General features: G+C 35.2%; 16 protein-coding genes and 1 riboswitch. Of the genes, 4 read left to right on the top strand and 12 right to left on the bottom strand.

The annotated features are described in order from the left end of the window. Position 1: 1 nt before the first annotated feature. Both BAZ10_RS19445 and BAZ10_RS13240 read right to left on the bottom strand, forming a co-directional pair. Entirely contained in the window at positions 2–967 is a 966-nt protein-coding gene (locus BAZ10_RS19445; protein WP_078772429.1) for an alpha/beta fold hydrolase, read from the bottom strand. 63 nt (positions 968–1,030) lie between these two features. Beyond that, positions 1,031–1,131: riboswitch (SAM riboswitch) on the bottom strand. A gap of 172 nt (positions 1,132–1,303) precedes the next feature. Next, positions 1,304–1,726, bottom strand: coding sequence for an OsmC family protein (locus BAZ10_RS13240; RefSeq protein ID WP_078722388.1), 423 nt, complete (start codon positions 1,724–1,726; stop codon positions 1,304–1,306). 133 nt (positions 1,727–1,859) lie between these two features. On the opposite strand from BAZ10_RS13240, the gene BAZ10_RS13235 reads away from it, so the two are divergent. Together BAZ10_RS13235 and BAZ10_RS13230 are read left to right on the top strand one after the other, a co-directional pair. Next, positions 1,860–2,669, top strand: coding sequence for a glucose 1-dehydrogenase (locus BAZ10_RS13235; protein ID WP_078772491.1), 810 nt, complete (start codon positions 1,860–1,862; stop codon positions 2,667–2,669). Between the two features lie 99 nt (positions 2,670–2,768). Then, on the top strand, positions 2,769–5,369 hold the full coding sequence (locus BAZ10_RS13230) for an MGH1-like glycoside hydrolase domain-containing protein (protein ID WP_078772428.1): 2,601 nt from the start codon (positions 2,769–2,771) through the stop codon (positions 5,367–5,369). Positions 5,370–5,381: 12 nt separating this feature from the next. Here the strand turns inward: BAZ10_RS13230 and BAZ10_RS13225 are convergent, their stop codons facing one another. The 8 genes from BAZ10_RS13225 to BAZ10_RS13190 form a co-directional block, all read right to left on the bottom strand. After that, positions 5,382–7,136, bottom strand: coding sequence for a tetratricopeptide repeat protein (locus tag BAZ10_RS13225; RefSeq protein ID WP_078772427.1), 1,755 nt, complete (start codon positions 7,134–7,136; stop codon positions 5,382–5,384). Positions 7,137–7,414: 278 nt separating this feature from the next. Further along, positions 7,415–9,187, bottom strand: a complete 1,773-nt coding sequence (locus tag BAZ10_RS13220; RefSeq protein ID WP_078772426.1) for a MutS-related protein — start codon at positions 9,185–9,187, stop codon at positions 7,415–7,417. Positions 9,188–9,265: 78 nt separating this feature from the next. Continuing rightward, complete coding sequence (locus tag BAZ10_RS13215) at positions 9,266–10,591, bottom strand: DUF58 domain-containing protein (RefSeq protein WP_078772425.1); 1,326 nt, start codon at positions 10,589–10,591, stop codon at positions 9,266–9,268. 88 nt (positions 10,592–10,679) lie between these two features. Beyond that, positions 10,680–11,705, bottom strand: a complete 1,026-nt coding sequence (locus tag BAZ10_RS13210; RefSeq protein WP_078772424.1) for an AAA family ATPase — start codon at positions 11,703–11,705, stop codon at positions 10,680–10,682. 4 nt (positions 11,706–11,709) lie between these two features. Further along, a complete protein-coding gene (locus BAZ10_RS13205; RefSeq protein ID WP_078772423.1) occupies positions 11,710–12,876 on the bottom strand; it encodes a DUF4350 domain-containing protein in 1,167 nt (388 codons plus the stop codon). Continuing rightward, positions 12,873–13,661, bottom strand: a complete 789-nt coding sequence (locus BAZ10_RS13200; RefSeq protein WP_245803814.1) for a DUF4129 domain-containing protein — start codon at positions 13,659–13,661, stop codon at positions 12,873–12,875. Before BAZ10_RS13200 ends, BAZ10_RS13205 begins: the two co-directional genes overlap by 4 nt. Beyond that, positions 13,654–14,598: a hypothetical protein gene (locus tag BAZ10_RS13195; RefSeq protein WP_245803813.1), complete on the bottom strand. Its 945-nt coding sequence runs from the start codon at positions 14,596–14,598 to the stop codon at positions 13,654–13,656. Before BAZ10_RS13195 ends, BAZ10_RS13200 begins: the two co-directional genes overlap by 8 nt. After that, on the bottom strand, positions 14,582–15,556 hold the full coding sequence (locus BAZ10_RS13190; RefSeq protein WP_078772421.1) for a stage II sporulation protein M: 975 nt from the start codon (positions 15,554–15,556) through the stop codon (positions 14,582–14,584). The genes BAZ10_RS13195 and BAZ10_RS13190 overlap by 17 nt, the downstream gene beginning before the upstream one ends. Before the next feature lie 25 nt (positions 15,557–15,581). Between BAZ10_RS13190 and BAZ10_RS13185 the strand changes: the two genes are divergently transcribed. Continuing rightward, a complete protein-coding gene (locus BAZ10_RS13185) occupies positions 15,582–16,328 on the top strand; it encodes an RDD family protein (protein ID WP_078772420.1) in 747 nt (248 codons plus the stop codon). Between the two features lie 29 nt (positions 16,329–16,357). Next, entirely contained in the window at positions 16,358–16,654 is a 297-nt protein-coding gene (locus tag BAZ10_RS13180; protein WP_078772419.1) for a GNAT family N-acetyltransferase, read from the top strand. Between the two features lie 51 nt (positions 16,655–16,705). Here the strand turns inward: BAZ10_RS13180 and BAZ10_RS13175 are convergent, their stop codons facing one another. Continuing rightward, on the bottom strand, positions 16,706–17,443 hold the full coding sequence (locus BAZ10_RS13175; protein ID WP_009087243.1) for a YebC/PmpR family DNA-binding transcriptional regulator: 738 nt from the start codon (positions 17,441–17,443) through the stop codon (positions 16,706–16,708). Between the two features lie 113 nt (positions 17,444–17,556). Next, positions 17,557–19,032: an OmpA family protein gene (locus BAZ10_RS13170; RefSeq protein ID WP_078772418.1), complete on the bottom strand. Its 1,476-nt coding sequence runs from the start codon at positions 19,030–19,032 to the stop codon at positions 17,557–17,559. Between the last annotated feature and the right edge of the window lie 21 nt (positions 19,033–19,053).

Genomic DNA, 19,053 nt, shown 5'->3' with positions numbered 1-19,053 from the left:
GTTACTTCTTAAATATATTGTGTAAGATGTTATTCAATTGTTCGTATTCCATCAAAAAAGCATCGTGCCCATGAACAGAGTTTATGATGAAATGCTTTATATTATTTTTTATTTTATTCAGTTCAGTATATGTTTGGTGATCTTCCGATGCCGGAAAAAATAGATCACTGTCTACTGAAACGATAAATATATTTGCTTTTATGGTCGCCAGTTGTTCGAAAGACTTGCTGCCTACCTTAACGGTTTCAATAGTCGAAAGAAGTTGGTTCATCATACTATAAGCTGACAATGTAAATCTTTCATTAAGTCTCTCTCCATGAAAATTAAGCCAGTCTTCAGACTTTCTAAGTTCCCTATCTTCATGGATTTTATTACCAAATCTTTCATTTAAAGATTGCGGTGTTCTGTAGCAAAGCATCGCATGAATACGTGCTTTTTGTAAAGGCTTATCGGATTGTGTAAGTAAAAAATCCTGAACCAGGCATTGTGCATATAGCCAATCTGAGGTTTTCCAGTCTGTTGCTACAGGAATAAAATTCTGAGCCAAGGCATTATTTAATCCTAACATTTCCCAACCAATTCCACCGCCTAATGATCCACCAATAATAGCAAAAAGCTCATTAATATTCAGCACATCCAATCCTTGCAGGAATAATCGTGCAATATCTTTAGTTACAAAATCTTTGGGATTGTCTATTAGAAAACCGTCATATCCGTTACCCGGAATATTAAATGCCAGAATTGTATAAGTGTTGGTATCTACAGGCTTCCCTTCACCAATAGCTTCTTTCCACCAACCCAATTCTCCGGTTACTCCAGAATTTCCGGTTAATGCATGATTAACCAATACAACAGGAGCCGTATACAATTCTTGTCCGAAAATCTCATAGGTTAACGGAATATCGTATACCTTCCCCGATTGGGTAGTAAAATTTTTAATATTAATAGTTTGAAGATAATCTTTCAATTTTATATTTTTTGATTCTATAAAATTGAAAATGCCCGGAAAAAGGCTGAAAGAAATTCAGTAACGTTATCTATCCCAAATGGTAGAATGTAGCACCTTCTTCGACAGGCGAAGGGTTGCTAAGGCGTCATAGGGTCTATTCCCTCGGCCTTTCCTGATAACATTTTCAATCGTGTTAAAGAACTAATCTTGGCTGCAAAGATACAAACAATATGGATTTTTGCAAAAAAAAGATAAAAATACTTGTTAATTGTCCATAATAAGTAATGGGCAATAAGTAATTCTAAGAGTATTAATCACCTATTGCCCATTATTGTTTTAATACAAAATGTATTTCTATTTTGTTGAAGTTCCGTTTACCAAAACTTCCCAGGTAACTTTAATTTGTGGATCAAGTGATTTAGAAACCGAGCAATATTTTTCAAAAGAAAGTTCGGCCGCTCTGTTTGCTTTTTTACCATCAATTTCTCCTTCCAGTTTGAATATTACGTGAATATTACGAAACGGTTTAGCCTCGTCTACTTTTACTCGCTCCCCCTCTACATCAGCGGAAAAAGAGGTAATTTCCTGTCTCTGTTTCTTCAGAATAGAAACCATATCTATACTACTGCATCCGGCCAATGCCATTAGTACCGACTCCATTGGGCTAACTCCCTGTGGATCGTCTTCAGACGTATTATCTAAAATAATTTTATGCCCTCTCTGATTGGTTAATTCAAACAGATAATTATCATCAATTCTATTCAGTTCTATTTTCATTATTTAAGATTTTTTAAAATTCTTTTTGATGAACAAATTTATACATTTGTTATGGTATTTGGTATTCAAATTTTGCATACAGTTTGTAAAATTGTATATCAGACCTCACCAACAAACACAAATTATAAAAAATATGGAACAGAAGCTCCAAAATCAAATTGCTATTATTACAGGTGCCAGCAGCGGTATCGGTAGTGGCATCGCCAAGTGTATTGCAGCCTCAGGTGCTACAGTTATTATCAATCACTCTTCTCAAACATCTAAGCCTGCTGCCGAGGCAATTTTAAAAGAAATTACCCATGATGGCGGCTCCGGAATGACTTATCAATGCGATGTAAGTAAGGAAGATGAAGTTATAAAAATGTTTCAGGATGTTATTGCGCAATACGGTACCGTAGATATCCTGATCAACAATGCCGGGGTGCAGAAAGATGCAAAGTTTACTGATATGACTCTGCAGCAATGGCAACAAGTTATAGACATTAATCTTACCGGACAATTTCTTTGTGCCCGTGAAGCTATCAGAGAATTTTTAAGACGAGATATAGATCCTGCAAAATCTGTAGCAAGAGGAAAAATAATCCACATCAGCAGCGTTCACGAAATTATTCCCTGGGCCGGACATGCTAATTATGCCGCTAGTAAAGGTGCTATAAGAATGCTGATGCAAACGCTGGCTCAGGAATATGGAGCTGATAAAATACGGGTAAACAGCATATGTCCCGGAGCGATTCAGACTCCGATTAACACCAATGCGTGGAATACTCCGGAAGCTTACAATTCACTGATGAACCTGATACCATATAACAGAATCGGGAAACCTGAAGACATTGGAAAACTGGCTGTTTTTCTGGCTAGTGACGACTCGGATTACATCACTGGCGCCAGCATTTTTATAGATGGCGGCATGACTACTTTTGAAAGCTTTTCAACGGGTGGATAATTTTAAGTACAAGTAGATATTATGAAGTTAGAAAAAGTATTAATAACTTTATAATTAACGACTTGATACTAACTACTATGATGAACTATAAATAAAAACATGACACAAGAATATAACCGATTAAAAAATCCTGACTGGAAAATATGGGGGCCCTATGTAAGTAACAGACAATGGGGAACGGTACGGGAAGATTATAGTGCAAATGGTGATGCCTGGAATTATACGGGACATGACTCAGCTGAAGCATTAACATTCCGCTGGGGAGAAGAAGGCATTGCAGGAATAAGTGATCAGGATCAGACTTTATGTTTTGCTTTAGGCTTCTGGAATCATCGGGACAAAATGATAAAAGAACGTTTCTTTGGACTTAGTAACAGCCAGGGAAATCATGGTGAAGATATAAAAGAACTTTTCTATTATCTGGAAAGCAGCCCTACACACAGCTACATGAAGATGCTTTACAAGTATCCGCAGAATGCTTTCCCTTATGAGGATCTTATTACAACAAACAGAAGTAGAGGAAAGGCAGAACGGGAATACGAGATTATAGATACAGGTATCTTTGATAATAATGAATATTTTGACATTACAATAGAGTATGCTAAAGCCGATATTCATGATATTCTGATTCAAATTACTGTTGAAAATAAAGGACCTAAAGAAGCTCCCCTGAGTATTTTCCCGACATTATGGTTCCGGAATACATGGTGCTGGGGATACGATAATTACAAACCTGAACTTTCGGTAGATTTTAACGGAATTAAAGTTGATCATCAGGAAATACTGATTAAAAAGCTATTTACCGAAATACCTTGTGAAAGCATGTTTTGTAATAACGAAAGTAATACGGAAAGGCTTTATCAGTGGAATGATTCTGAGCCTTTTGCCAAAGACGGAATCAACCAGTATATTCTGACAAACAATACAGCAACTATTAATCCTGAGAAGAAAGGAACAAAGGCTGCTTTAAAGATTGAAACTTCCTTGCTTCCGGGAGAAAAGAAAACCTATCGTTTCCGGTTAGGTACCGATCAGGAAAATCCTTTCGCAGATTTTGATCAGATATTCGGAGACAGGGTAACAGAAAATGAAGACTATTATAACCAGCTTCAAAAAGATGTAACCGATGAAGATAAACGCAGAGTCCAGCGACAGGCTTTTGCCGGATTGATGTGGAATAAACAGTTCTATCATTACAATGTTTCCAAATGGCTAAAAGGAGATCCTAATGAAATCCATCCGCCGGAATCCCGCTACTATATCCGGAATGAAGACTGGCAAACTCTAAATAATAAAGATATTATTTCCATGCCCGACAAATGGGAATACCCCTGGTATGCAACCTGGGATCTGGCTTTTCATTGTGTGGGACTAAGTCTTGTGGATTCTTATTTTGCAAAAGAACAGCTTTTGCTGCTTACCCGCGAATGGTATATGCACCCCAACGGACAGCTGCCAGCATATGAATGGAATTTCAGTGATGTAAATCCGCCCGTACACGCATGGGCAACTTTCAGGGTATTTAAAATTGATGAGAAGAAACACGGCAAGCCCGATCTGTACTTTCTGGAATCTGTATTTCAGAAATTGTTATTGAACTTCACCTGGTGGGTTAACCGTAAGGATATGAATGGAAATAACATTTTCGGAGGGGGTTTCCTTGGCCTGGATAATATTGGTGCTTTCGACCGAAATACAGTATTTCCCAACGGAGAACATCTTGAACAGGCAGATGGCACAAGCTGGATGGCTATGTTTTCTCTGAATATGCTACGTATTTCACTGGAATTAGCACTATACAATCCTGTGTATGAGGACATGGCCACAAAATTCTTTGAGCATTTTCTTTATATTGCAGAAGCCATGAACAGCCTTGGGGATGACAAACAAGGATTGTGGAATGAAGAGGATGGTTTCTTCTATGATGTTTTACAGCTTTCCGACGGAACAAGTTTTGATCTTCGTTTGCGTAGTATTGTAGGGCTTATCCCTATGTTTGCGGTAGAAGTAATTGAACACCATTACCTGGAAAAGCTTCCTAATTTTGCCAAAAGAATGGACTGGGTTTTATCTCATAAACCTGAACTGGCAGCATTGGTTTCGCACTTCGATGTTGAAGGACAGGGACGCAAGCATTTGCTGAGTATCTTGCGTGGACATCGTCTTAAAAAGATTCTGGAAAGAATGGTTGACCCTGAAGAATTCCTAAGTGATTACGGAATCCGGGCGCTATCTAAAGTGTATGAAAAAGAACCTTTTCAGCTGCATGCGGGTGGAAATGATTACACCGTAAAATATTTACCAGCTGAGAGCGACAGCGATATGTTCGGAGGTAACAGTAACTGGCGTGGTCCTATTTGGTTTCCAATAAACTTTCTGATTATAGAAAGTCTACAGCGCTTTCATTTCTATTTTGGGGATGATTATAAAATCGAATACCCTAAAGGAAGCAATGAAATGCGTCATCTGAATGAAATTGCAGAGGATGTGAGTAAGAGACTATGTAAGATTTTCCTTCGTGACGAAAACGGAAGAAGAGCTTTCAATGGTGACTATGAGAAATTACAGAACGATCCTGAATTCAGAGATTATATTCTTTTTTATGAATATTTCCATGGCGATACAGGTCGTGGTGTAGGTGCTTCGCACCAGACCGGGTGGACTGCATTAGTTGCCAAATTATTACAGCCCAGAGCTTAAAAAAGTAACTTATTATAACTGCAGGTTTTGTATAAAAGCCTGCAGATCTTCTTCTTTGCCTAAACCTATTTTCTGTTTTAGTCTGTATTTAGTCATTCTAACTGTTTTAGGATCTGCCTTCAGAGCACTTGCAATCTGCAAGTTATCCATATTCAGGTAAATATAGGCCGCATATCTAAGGTCCTGATTGGTCAGTTTACTTTTAGAAACTTCATTCAGGCGCTTAAAGAAGTTAGGATGAACCTCCTGCACAATGTTTTGTATTGCACTAAAGTTGGTATCAGAAGATTGCTCTTCCTTCAGAATACGGTTCAGATTAAAGTCTTTTATATCTTTAGCCTTTTCCTTTAACTCATTGATGAAAGTATTTTTCTGATTGAGTTGAAGCGATGCTGCCAATGCTTTTTTCTGCAACTGCTCCTGCTGTATGACCCACAATTCCTGTTCTGCTTTCATACGGGCTTTTTCTTCCTGCTCAAGCTGTAAAAGAAGTTCTGTTTCGTTTCTTTCAGCTACCAATAGGTTTTGTTTATACCTAAGGGTATAAATCAGAAAGATTATAGTGGCTATGGAAAGGAGAATAATTCCCAGATAAAGAAACTTCCGTTTATTAAATATTTTATTCTTTTCTTCCAATTGCTTTATCTGTTGATTTTTCTGCTGTGCCTGATAAAATACATCCAATGTTTTTGCTGTATTATGAGACTGTTCCTCGCTATAATTTTTAATCAGATTTTTAGCATCCCGTTCATAAACAAGAGCCTTTTCCGGTTGACCAATCTTCTCATGTAAGCGCGAAAGATTTTCAAGGATTTCCATTTTATCACTCAAGAAAATTTCCTTGTCATTCTTTGAGAGAGAATAAGCCTTTAAATAATATTCTTTTGCCAATTCATTTTTACCCATTGCCTCATATACATAACCAATATTATTGTAAGCAAATGTCGTAAACTGTTCAAAATTGTCATCATCTTTATTCAAAGTGAGTACTTTATTGTACAATCCCAAGCACTTGTTATAATCTATAGGTTTTACAGTATTAACCATTACACCATAGTTCAGATAATAGGCTATTAATGATCTTTTCTGGGCTGCCGGTTCTTTTATCTGCAAAGCATATTGGTAAGATTTCTGATAGCTTTCCTGCGCGGCAGCAAGGAATTTCTTTTCATTTGACAATTCATATCTCTTCCGGTAATAATATCCGAGGTTATTATAGGTAGAGTTGATCAATAAATTATTCTTAGATTTTAATGCATATTGGTTTGCCTTGGTATAGTCTTCCTCCCCATATTTATTGAGCATCTTTTTGGTGGAATAATTATATTTAAGAAAATACAATGTGGCAAGCATGAAGTTCTCATTGCGATATTTGCTAAAAGTAATAATGCTTTCATTAACTGACTTTACAAATAATTCGTCCTTATCCAGCTTCTGATAATATTTAGCATAGCCCTGATCTACATAAGCTTTGTCTATAGCGTTTTTAGTTTTTGAAGCTATATCCTGTGCCTTTTCTAAAGCCTCTATTCTTTTTACAACATCTTTTAGTAAAGCATAATAGTCCGCCAAATAGACGTACCCAATAACCTTTCTGGAGTCATTATCCGATTTTAAGAACTCCGACTCTATAATTTCTTTTGCCTTGGCTTTTTCATTACCATATAAAAGGGTATAAACAAGTTGCTGATTAACATCCTTATCGCTTTGGGCAAAATATAAACAGGACATTAATAATAAAATAACAGATAATAAAACTTTATTCATTTTTTGCAAACTCATAAAACCTTTATACACAAAAATACATATATATAAACATATAATAATTAGGTTTTTATAAATAAATGTAGACATTTTGTATACGTGAAAAAAAAATTATGTAGGCGCATTGTAATACAGAAAATTCAGCTATCTGAAAAAATAACTGGAAATTTGTAGTCAGAAACATACATGATAAAAAGAAACAAAAACACACTAGCTGAAAGAGAATGGACATTGTTGCCCATTCTTTTTTATTTTATAGTAAAAGGAAAAAGAAAGCCTATCTAATCTATAATGTTATAGGCCTTCATTAATCTTAGCGCATTCATGGTTTGGGTAACACCGGATTTTAGTTTGTAGTCAGATATAAGCTCACCATTTTTTTCATCCAATTCAAAACAAAGATTGGAAACATTTCCAGGATAAGTTTTAGCCATATCTGTAAGTGGTAAATCATGGGTAGCAATAATACAAGTAAAGTCTGTATTAATATCCATTATCCTTTTCAGGAACAGACGAGAGCCTTCCAACTTATCTCTAGAATTTGTGCCCTTCAGAATTTCATCGAGAATAATGTAAAGTGGAACTTTTTCTTCCAGTGTTTCCACTAGGCTTTTTAACCTTTTTATTTCTGCATTAAAATAAGAACTTCCATCCGATAAGGAATCGCTTGTTCTCATACTTGTAAATATATGCATCGGTCTAAAAACGAACTCTTTTGCTCCTACCGGACATCCATTCATTGCCAGCACAAGATTTACACCTATAGTTCGGAGAAAAGTACTTTTACCTGTCATATTAGCCCCTGTAACGATACAGATATACTTAGTATTTCCAATAGTAAAGTCATTACCAATTGCTTTTCCGGAATCCAATAATGGATGAATTATATCTTTACATTGTAATGAACTGATATCTTCTCTACAGACAGGATAATTGTATTGTGGGTTTTTATAGGCAAAAATGCCAAAAGATATTAATGCTTCATACTCAGCGAATGCCTCAAACCAATTATCAATATGCTCATTAAGCAGATTCATTAATTTTGCCAGCTCTACTGTATACCGAAGGTTCCATAAAAACAAAAGATTGGCAATTGATCCAAACAGAGGTGTATGTCCGTTATCCAGATTTCTTTTTATACCGGATAATTTGTTAATACATGAAGAAGCCAATGGATGAGTAAGCTTTGCCTGAAGGCTTTTATTTAATTCTGTATTGAAGGCTTCTTTCTCTATTAACTGAAAAATTTCTGAGAATCTGCTATATTGTTCTGACCTTAGACTAACAACACCATAAGCTTTTTTAAGTTGCTTACTGTATTTACTATTAACAACAAGCAAGCTAATAACAGAAAAGGCTAAAAATACACCCAGAAAAACAGGTGAAAAATCCTTCAGAATAGCCAATGTCAGTAATAAAATATTAATTACCGGAATCACAATCAGTATTGTACTGACAAGCTTCCATGGAAAGTCTACAGACAGTTTATTTGTTAGCAGACCTTTATCTTGTAATTCAAGCGACTTTGCATTTGCCAGAAAGTGTATATTCCATTCCGGCTTCTGAGCCAACTCTTTAATAGCTTCCTGCCTTTCTTCAATTTCTTTGCATTGTGTAAGTGGATTAGACAGGTGATCTCTCAGCATATCTGCTCCCAGACAGGTTGATGTCTTATCTATTTTAGTAAACAGGGAACGTTCACCGAAAATATCCAAATCTTTATTATAGGAATGGTAATTGTTTATATCTGACCCTTCAATTTGACTATTCGTTGAAAACTCTTCAGTAATCTGTTTGCAAACCTCAATAACCTTTTTACTGTAATTTATTTTTTGCTGATAGTGAGATGAGACAAAGAGTAATACTAAAAAAAGTATAAATGACAGGAAAGTTAAAAACAGATATAAAGCCTCCTTATCCTGAAAATACTTAATCATTGAAAAAACAGAGGCGAGAAATGTCAGAACCCTAAATACACTAATTAAATTTTTGATCTTTTCAGAGGACTTTATATTAGCTTGCTCTTTCTCGATAAAAGACTTTATTTCTTTCATAAATCTATTTCATCATTAATAAATAAAAACATGCTTCCACGGAAAGGAAACAAATAAAGGGTACCTGAATTAATATAGCTAGAGTATTCCCCTGGCTTTAATTTCCAGATATTTGTTGATAACTTCTATACTCAAATTTTCAGGAAGTGTATAGACAGAATAAATACCATATTTCTGGAGTTCCTGGCGAATTAGCTTTTTCTCATACTCGAATTTTTCCGCTATAATTTGATCATAAACATCCTGAGTCTTTTGTGCATTTTTATGATCCATCATTTTCATTACCTCAGCATTCTTAAAGAATACAACTACCAATAAATGGCTTTTGGCAATTCCTCTGAGATATGGAAGCTGGCGTTTCAGCGCATCCAGCGTCTCAAAGTTGGTAAAGAGAAGTATCAAGCTTCGTTGCGTTACTTTTCTTTTCAGATCGGTATAAAGCCTACTATAATCTGATTCGTAGAAGTTAGTATTAATATTATACAGAGCTTCGGCAATTTTCTTTATCTGCCCCGCTTTTAATTCAGCAGCAACAGTATTTTCCATCTTTTTGGAAAAAGTCATTACACCGGCACGGTCTTGTTTTTTAAGGATAATATGCGCTAAAGCCATAGACGCATTAATAGAATAGTCCAGCAATGATAAACCATTAAACGGCATTTTCATCGTTCGTCCTTTATCTATCAGCATATATACCCTTTGTGCTCTTTCCTCCTGGTACTGATTGATCATCAGTCGGTTTTGTTTTCCAGTCGCTTTCCAGTTAATACTGCGGATATCGTCACCAGTTACATACTCACGGATTTGTTCAAATTCCATAGTATGTCCAATTTTACGAATCTTTTTTATTCCCCCTAACAAGAACTCATTCTGCATAGCCATGAGCTCATATTTTCTGAGGTGAATAAATGATGGATAACTTGGTACCATTTGCCCATCCTGAGTTTTATACCTTTTTGCGACAAGTCCTAATGGAGAACGAACATATATATTAAGATTTCCAAACTGATATTCGCCTCTTTCTTTTGGAACAAGCGGATATTCAAAGAGTGTATTCCCGTAGGGTTTTATATCCTTATGAATCTCGAAATTACGAAGCTGAAACTGAAATGGTATCTCATCAATAACCTTTACTTTTATAGTAAACGGATAATTGTTCCGAAGGTCTATTTTAGTAAGGTTTTCATCACCATTCGACAATTTTTCAGGCAAAATCCTGTTACTTTTCACTCCGTTTTTCTCTCTGAATAGAATAAAAATATCAATACAGGTCAACAACACCAATAACAATAATCCTGCATGTGCTACCCACATTACAAATGGGAAAAAAAATGCAAAAACATATACTACAGCTATAATACCTAGCAGCAGAAAAAAAAGATTATTGATATATAATTTTTTCATAAAATTTATTGGGAGTTTACAGTGTACAGGTAACAGCCAATTTCCAAAATACTATTAACTGTAAACCAACAACTGCGCACTACATAATCTATCTCGGAATTTCTATGGATTCCAGTATTTGTTTAATTACCTCTTCTACACCCAGTCCTTCCATTTCACGCTCCGGAGTAACAATTACTCTGTGCCTTAATACTGCTACTGCTGCTTCTTTTATATCATCAGGAGTTACAAAGTCACGACCGTTAATTGCTGCGAAACCTTTAGATGCCGTTAACAATGCCAAAGAAGCACGAGGTGAAGCACCTAAATACAGGAAAGGATTCTCTCTTGTGTTCACAACAATCCTGGCAATATATTCCAGAAGATTTTCTTCAACAATGATATCTTTTATAAGATTCTGATATTTTTTTAATTCTTCGGCTATTAATACAGGCTGAACTTGTTCAGTTTTATCATCAACTTTTAACTGATGCTGATTCTTGATAATCTGAACTTCCTGCTCTGGTGTTGGATATCCAACATTCACTTTGAATAAAAATCGGTCTAATTGCGCTTCCGGTAATCTGTAGGTACCTTCCTGCTCTATTGGGTTCTGAGTGGCAATAACCAGAAAAGGTTCTTCCATTATATATTTTCGCCCATCCATAGTGATTTGCCTTTCTTCCATTACTTCGAAAAGTGCAGCCTGAGTTTTTGCCGGAGAACGGTTAATCTCATCAATTAAAATAAAGTTAGAAAATATAGGCCCTTTCTTGAATTCAAACTCTGTTGTCTTTGCATTAAACACTGCTGTTCCCAAAATATCAGAAGGCATAAGATCTGGTGTAAACTGGATTCTGCTAAAATCTACAGCAATTGTTTTGGCCAATAGTTTAGCAGTAATTGTTTTAGCAACTCCTGGTACACCTTCAATCAGAACATGTCCATTGGACAGTAATGCTACCAGCAAATGCTCTATCATGGAATCCTGACCAACAATTACTTTATTAATTTCTGTTTTTACTTTATCCAGACTATTCTTTAGTGCCGTCATATCAATTCTGGATTGAAATTCCGGATTTTGTGATTCTGTCGGAGTACTTTCAGGTATTGGGTTATATTGATTTTCTTCCATATTCTTATTTGTATATTTTGTCTAATATTTCGTTTAATTTAATCAGATCCTGCTCTGTTATATTTGAAGAAGGATTATTACTTCTTTGCATTAGTACAACCGCTTGCTCTATTAATTCTTTAGGTTTTCCTGTTTTCAATTGTAATCTATTGACAAAGACATCGTCTATAATAGAAGTATCTATCAGAAGATCCGTACGTACTTTATTTAGAAAATAGGTAACTTTCTTCTGCATCATATCTTTTGCATCTCCTTCATTCAGATAAAGATTGCCTATACTTCTCACAAATTCTACAGAGGTATTTTCCAATGGTTTTATTATAGGAATAATACGTTGTTTTCTTTTAGCATGGAATATTATAAATACAAAGAATCCTACTAAAAATATATACCAGGCATATCGTAATGGTGGATTTCTTAAGATAAAGCGTAATGGTGATATAGATTGTAAATTTTGATTTTCCATAAACCATAAAGTATCTCTGTCTCTCGACAGATATGAAAACATTTCCTCTACATATTTTTCATTTCCTTTTTGTAAAAGGTAATAATTGGTAAGAACCAATGGCTCTGTATGAATAAAAATATTTCCCTTTCCTGTTTTTACCTTTACAAAATTTGCATAGGACTGATTACGACCTTTCAATAAATTACTTCCCAGAATCTCTGTCGTTTTTATATCAATCATCGGAATCACATTTCCGTTTGGAAGCCTGTTTAGTTTTATGCTTCCTTTGCGGCTTTTATCGGTAAATGTCAGAAAATTTATAGTGTCCGAACTTAGAAGTCTTGTTGTCAGATTTAAAGTATCTACTAAATCATATGGTATATTTTCGGAAACAACCATCACATCACTTCCCCTTTTAGCCTGCTTCAGTATCTTTATCCAAGATTGTTTATCCAGTTCTCTTTCAATAATCAATATATTATGCGGACGCTGAAGAGAATCTTTACTATAGTAACGATAAGGTGACTCACCAATTTTTTTTAACTTTTGGTTGAACAGCTGATTAGCCTCATGATTGAATACATACAAATCGAAAGGCTTTTTATCTATCACAGAATAGGTTTTCCGCCAGTCGATCAATGGTTTTTTATTCACCTGTAATACTGCCAGAAGCCCTACAACTACAGCAAAAATAATGAGATATAACTTTAGTGTCTTATTCATATTTTTTGTTGTGTCTGTTGATATTGTTTTCTGAAAACAGCATACTCATTTTCTGTAATACTACGCTCTCCATACCACACATTCTCGAATACGAAAGAGAGCTTCTGAAAATCGGACTGCAAAGCATTACCATTAAGCATGCGGATATAATCTCTGTTTGTCTTTTCCGGATCCCATTCCAGCATATTCTTATCAGTCATAAGCTTCAGCAGGTAAAGGAACTGGTATCTTATAGCAGATCTGTATTCCTTTTTATCTTCATAGTTTTTAATTAAAGCCGGAATATCAAGTTCATGAATATTTTCTGTTATTGTTCTGTCTTCAGGATTCAGTTTTTTACTTTTCTTACTGAATACCCAGTTACCATTTCTTGCAAGAACGAACTTTACAATAAGATATAATGCAAAACCGAGAAGAACTATGGCTACAATTCTTAACAAAATATATAAAGCATCATTAGCTCCCTGTAAACTTTTGCTTTGGAACAAATCATCAAATAGCTCAGCCAGCCATTTCTTGAATTTTTGCCATAAAGATTCTTTTGGCTTATTTACGGAGTAATCAAAATCGCTTCCGTTATATTTTTCTTTAAACTTCGCATCAAATGTTCCCGGATAAACTGCATTTTCAGTAGCATATCCTTTTTGGAGCAGAGAATCCGTTTTTAACTGATTCTTATTTTTTATGCTCACAGGTGGCAATTCAGCAGTAACAATAGTATCCACCTTCTGCGCATGTACAGAAAGTGTAAAAAGAAAAATAATATATACAATTTTACTATTCACCAGACCCAATAGTATCGATTTCGGAAAAAGTAACATTGCGGTGTAAATCTGTTCTGCTGTCATAATACATGAAACCAGCATTTACATAGATCAGATTATTGAGTACTATAGTACATGCAATCGATACAGCATACACAATAGCCATAAGTGTCATGAAAAATGAGGAATCTGATCCAAGTGCATCCGGAGTAGTTCTTACAGTGGTAATAATATATCCATATAAAAACATCATAGGAATAAAAGCAAAAATACTTGTTACAACATTAATCAGTAAGTAAATGATAAAGGTGGAGCCTATATATTTCCAGAAGCTTTTGGAAAACTGCATACGAAATGCTATACCGATGGATGCAAAAAAACCATCATTGGTATTGTACATATTGAACAGGGTAAAGTTTATAATATTAACCATTACCGGAATACAAGCCATAATCAGCAAGAAACCGATAAGAATAATCATTAGAAAAGACGAAATAACAAATGCAAAAATAAATAATGGTGTCAGGATAAAAATAGAACCAATGAAGAAGACAAAAAATTTCTTCAGATTTTTTTTCATATCCTCTATCATTTCATTCATAGTCACTCTAGAATTACCTGTCTCAGCAAGTCGCTTCATATAGAGCACCGGAAATGAATATGAGATTATAGACAACAGAATAATTAATACAATTGAAAGAACCGAAGCCCCTATCAATAGACCTTGATTTTGCTGAAAATAATCCTGAAACAAGTAAGCTTCACCATTTATATTGGATCCGAAAGCTTGTTTGAAAAAATCACCAAAACCTATTACAATTACAACAACCAATAGAATAATAATTCCACCGTTGAGTGTAAGATAGTTTTTGAAATAGTTTTTCCCATATAGTTTAAAAAAGTTAAGCGTATCTGATACCAGCGCTCCAAAATCTCTTTTTTTATAAAATTGCATCATGTTTTAGTTTTTTATGAACCCTGTAGGGGAAAATAGCATAGTAGAAGATTATAAATCCTAGTGTCCCGAAGATAATTACCAGATCAATAATTAGTGGCATTTGTAGCGCGTATCTTGTTACAAAACCTTCTAAAAGTCCGGCAAATATGGTAAACGGAATAGTACTTACAAATATTTTAAATGAATTCCTAAATCCTATTTTAAATGAATTCAACCTCGAATAAGTTTTTGGGAAAAGCAAAGAAGCACCAAGTATAAAACCTGCAGAAGCCTCTATCACCATCGCTGATATTTCGAAAGCGCCATGTATCCATATTCCACGCATACTGTCTCCTAATACACCTTGTTGCTGAAAAAAATACTGAAAAGTCCCCAGCATAATACTATTTTGCATTAGCACGAACAATGTTCCAACCCCGCCGAAAATACCATAAGCATAAAGCTTGGCACCTACCCCAAGGTTATTCTGAATAATTCCAATGGCACTTCCCCAGTTAGATCCGCTTCCGTAAATAGCAACAGCATTGCCTTTTTTAATATTCTCCAAGGTCTGATTGACATAATCTTCTCCTAATATCAATTTGACAAAATCCACATCATAATGGGTAGAAATAATGCCTATAGTAGTAAACATAGAGAAAACCAGAAAGGCAAGTAATAAATATTTCCTGTATTCATACATGATCAGAGGAACCTCTTTCATGAAAAATGATTTCAGCCTGTTTTGCTCTATTCTTTTTGTTTTATAAATCTTCTGGAAAATTTGTGATGAGAGATAGTTAAGGTATACTGTTGTCTTACTTTTGGGGTAATAAGTCTGAGAAAAAGACAGGTCATTAATCAGGTTAATATATAACGAAGACAGGTCATCAGGATTTTTTTTAATTTTTCCTAATACCACCTGCTCTATATCCAGCCATTTTTCTTTATTTTGTTTGATGAAAGCGATTTCTCTCATATATTTGCTAATGTAACAAAAAATTATGAATTCAATAGATATAAATACATCACAAAATGTAAATATCAGTTTCGATCCCGCCAGTATTGGTGAGAGAATTCTTGCATTCATAATCGATATGGTAATTAAGGTTGCCTATTTCGTTGTTATCTACCTTGTTATAGCATATATATTCGGGCTTAAACTTTTAAAAATAACCGATCAATGGTCACTGATGGCTATTTTTGCTATCATATCTCTTCCGGTAAATCTTTATACGCTTTTGTTTGAAAGTTTTATGGAAGGGCAAACACCTGGAAAAAGAATAATGAAAATAAAGGTTGTAAAAACTGATGGTTACCAGGCTAGTTTTGGCGATTATTTTATGCGCTGGTTTTTCAGACTCATTGATATCATGTTCAGCTCTGGGCTTGTAGGCGTCATAACTATGGTCACCAACAAACATAACAAACGTTTGGGAGATCTGGCTGCTGGTACAGCCGTTATTACTTTAAAGAGTAAATACAATATCAACCACACAATTCTTGTAAATCTTTCGCAGGATTATGTCGCAAGATTTCCACAGGTAATTGCTCTATCCGATAATGATATGAGGATTATTAAGGAAAATTATGTTAAAGCCAAGAATACCTTCGACCAGGGCATCATCAAAAAATTAGCTGAAAAAATACGCCAAACTACCGGCATTACATACAACACTCAGGAAATTACAGATCAGCAGTTTATCGCTATCGTTATTCAGGATTACAACTACTATACAGGTATACAATAATTTTGTATATTTAAGAAAACATGTTGTATATGGAAAATCTAAGATTTGAAAAGGTACAAAGCCAGAACGGCGGATTCATCAGTGCCTTTAACCAGAATAATGAAGAAATAGGGAAATTAACATATACCATTCAGCCTGAAAAAAGTATTCTTATTATTTCCTATGTAATGGTATTTCCGAAGCATGAAGGAAATGGATATGGACAAATGCTCGTAACTGAAGCTATAAATTTTGCCAGAGAAAATCATTGGAAAATATATCCACATTGCAGCTTCTCACGAAATGTATTGGTCAACATGAAAGATGTTAGTGATGTTTATCCTTAGGAAAACAAAAGAGCCTGATTTTTCAGGCTCTTTTGTTATATAAATCGCTTCTTAGCTTTGAAGTAATTCTTCTGTCATTTCCATGTTATGATAAACGTTTTGTACATCATCGTCCTCTTCAAAACGATCTAGCATTTTCAGATTAGCTAAGCCTTGCTCCAAACTTACACCCTTATGCATATTAGGAATTCTTTGCAATTCTGCATTCTGAACTTCTAATTTCATCTCTTCAAGCTTATGAGACATTGTACCGAAGTCTTCAAAAGCTGTCGTAACCATTACAATTTCTTCATCCTGATCTATTTCTTCAGCACCACCATCAATCATTTCCATTTCGAAATCGTCCCACTCCATTTTAATCTGAGATTTTTCTATAGTAAAAATACCTTTCCTATCAAATAGAAAAGATAGTTCTCCGTTTTTACCAAGATTACCATCGAACTTATTGAAGATAGCTCTTACATTGGCAACCGTCCTTGTAGGATTATTTGTTGTACATTCAATGAAGAAAGCTACACCTCCTTGTCCATATCCTTCATAGGTAATTTCTTCATAGGTTTCTGCATCTGCACCAGAAGCTTTTTTAATGGCTCTTTCAACATTATCTTTCGGCATATTAGCCCCTTTCGCATTCTGAATACACCTTCTTAATGCAGGGTTGGAATCAGGGTCAGTTCCTCCGGCTTTTACAGCCAATGCAATATCTTTTCCTATTCTGGAAAATGTTTTTGCCATTTTATCCCATCTGGCCATCTTAGAGGCCTTTCTATATTCAAATGCTCTTCCCATTTCTGAATTTATTTACGTGCAAAAATATCACTAATCAGCAAATTATACAACGTACATGCATAAAAAAACACCCCCACTAGGTGGAGGTGTTTATTATATTGAAAAAACTTTAATTATTTTTTCTTTTTGATAACTTTTTTAGAAGATTTTTTCACTCCTTTTTTTACTGGCTTAGCAACAGTAACGTCATCTTTTTTATAAGTAGACCATTCAGTATCAGCAGAGATTTGTCTAACTTCTACTTTTCTGTCTTCTTGTCTAGCCTCGTTAGAAGCAGTAGCTGGTACAGTAGCTTCTTTAGAACCTACACCTACAGATTTCAATTGAGATCCGTTTACACCTCTAGCTTCAAGAGCTTTAACTACAGAAGCAGCTCTTTCTCTTGATAATTTCAAGTTGTAGTTAGCATTACCTTTAGCATCTGTATGACCAACAACTAAGAAGTTTTCTACTTTAGCACCTTTAATGATATCAGCTGCAGCATCTACTTTAGATAAAGATCCAGATTGGATAGTAGCTTTGTTGAAATCAAATAAGATATCTTTAAGCTCTTTAGTTACTCTATCTTTTGTTGGAGGACATCCTTGGTACTCAGGAAGACCTGGTACATCTGGACATTTGTCATCTTTATCAGGGATACCATCACCATCTCTATCTGGCCAAGGACAACCGTTGTTTTCTTTTGGACCTGGTACGTTAACACACTGATCGTCTTTGTCTAACACACCGTCACCGTCAGTATCTGGCCAAGGACAACCTTGGTTTTCTTTTGGACCAGCAACATCTGGACATTTATCGTCGATATCTGGAATACCATCACCGTCTGTATCTGGACATCCTTGGAACTCAGGTAATCCTGGAGTATCTGGACATCTGTCATCTTTATCAGGGATACCATCCTTATCTCTGTCTCTGTTACCAAATCTGAATAATAGAGACGCAGAAGCTTGCCAGAAGTTAGCAACTGTAGATTTATCACCTGGAGTTGTTACATAATCTCCTTGGATACCAAGACCGAAGTTTTTAGTAATCCAGAAGTTAGATCCTAAACCTGTAGATACTGCGAAGAAGTTTTTCTTACCTGTTAAATCACCATTACCATTGTAAGTTGGATAGTTATAAGCACCTCTCCAGTCATTTCTAGGGAAAGTTAACCCAGAATAGTCATGTCTCAGGTAGTTAGCACCAACTCTTGCATACGGATCGAACCAAGACTCTTCATTCCATAGACTGTTGAATTTGAATTGAAGACCTAAACCAGCCATCAAGAAAAACTCTTTGTCCATGTCAAATCTCTTATTACCAACATTACCTACAGAAGCCTGTAAGTCAAGAACTAAATATTTGTTGATATTTCTAGCAACAGTTAATTTAGATAATGGTGGAGTAATAGAGAAATTATTCAAATTAAATAGCCTCTTAGTCAGATTCTGAGCACCGAAGGTATTTGAGAAATTGTTAGCTTGCGCTCTGTGGTTTTCACCATGTGCACCCACACCGATTAACCACGGATTGCTCGTAGTCTGTGCGAAAGCAGTAGTGGCTACCGTAAGTGCCAATGCTGTAATTCCTAGTTTTAAATTTTTCATAGAATTAAATGATTAAATAAT

Origin of the sequence: Elizabethkingia occulta, assembly GCF_002023715.1 — a bacterium.
Classification (GTDB): domain Bacteria; phylum Bacteroidota; class Bacteroidia; order Flavobacteriales; family Weeksellaceae; genus Elizabethkingia; species Elizabethkingia occulta.
The sequence above is the reverse complement of the archived record's forward strand: the minus strand, read 5'-3'. Positions and strand labels throughout refer to the sequence as shown.

Coding starts and splice junctions, on each gene's coding strand:
- BAZ10_RS13170 (WP_078772418.1), bottom strand. CDS start 19,032: ATGAAAAATTTAAAACTAGGAATTACAGCATTGGCACTTACGGTAGCC.
- BAZ10_RS13180 (WP_078772419.1), top strand. CDS start 16,358: ATGGAAAATCTAAGATTTGAAAAGGTACAAAGCCAGAACGGCGGATTC.
- BAZ10_RS13225 (WP_078772427.1), bottom strand. CDS start 7,136: ATGAATAAAGTTTTATTATCTGTTATTTTATTATTAATGTCCTGTTTA.
- BAZ10_RS13230 (WP_078772428.1), top strand. CDS start 2,769: ATGACACAAGAATATAACCGATTAAAAAATCCTGACTGGAAAATATGG.
- BAZ10_RS13195 (WP_245803813.1), bottom strand. CDS start 14,598: ATGATGCAATTTTATAAAAAAAGAGATTTTGGAGCGCTGGTATCAGAT.
- BAZ10_RS13190 (WP_078772421.1), bottom strand. CDS start 15,556: ATGAGAGAAATCGCTTTCATCAAACAAAATAAAGAAAAATGGCTGGAT.
- BAZ10_RS13210 (WP_078772424.1), bottom strand. CDS start 11,705: ATGGAAGAAAATCAATATAACCCAATACCTGAAAGTACTCCGACAGAA.
- BAZ10_RS13185 (WP_078772420.1), top strand. CDS start 15,582: ATGAATTCAATAGATATAAATACATCACAAAATGTAAATATCAGTTTC.
- BAZ10_RS13240 (WP_078722388.1), bottom strand. CDS start 1,726: ATGAAAATAGAACTGAATAGAATTGATGATAATTATCTGTTTGAATTA.
- BAZ10_RS13235 (WP_078772491.1), top strand. CDS start 1,860: ATGGAACAGAAGCTCCAAAATCAAATTGCTATTATTACAGGTGCCAGC.
- BAZ10_RS13175 (WP_009087243.1), bottom strand. CDS start 17,443: ATGGGAAGAGCATTTGAATATAGAAAGGCCTCTAAGATGGCCAGATGG.
- BAZ10_RS13205 (WP_078772423.1), bottom strand. CDS start 12,876: ATGAATAAGACACTAAAGTTATATCTCATTATTTTTGCTGTAGTTGTA.
- BAZ10_RS13215 (WP_078772425.1), bottom strand. CDS start 10,591: ATGAAAAAATTATATATCAATAATCTTTTTTTTCTGCTGCTAGGTATT.
- BAZ10_RS13220 (WP_078772426.1), bottom strand. CDS start 9,187: ATGAAAGAAATAAAGTCTTTTATCGAGAAAGAGCAAGCTAATATAAAG.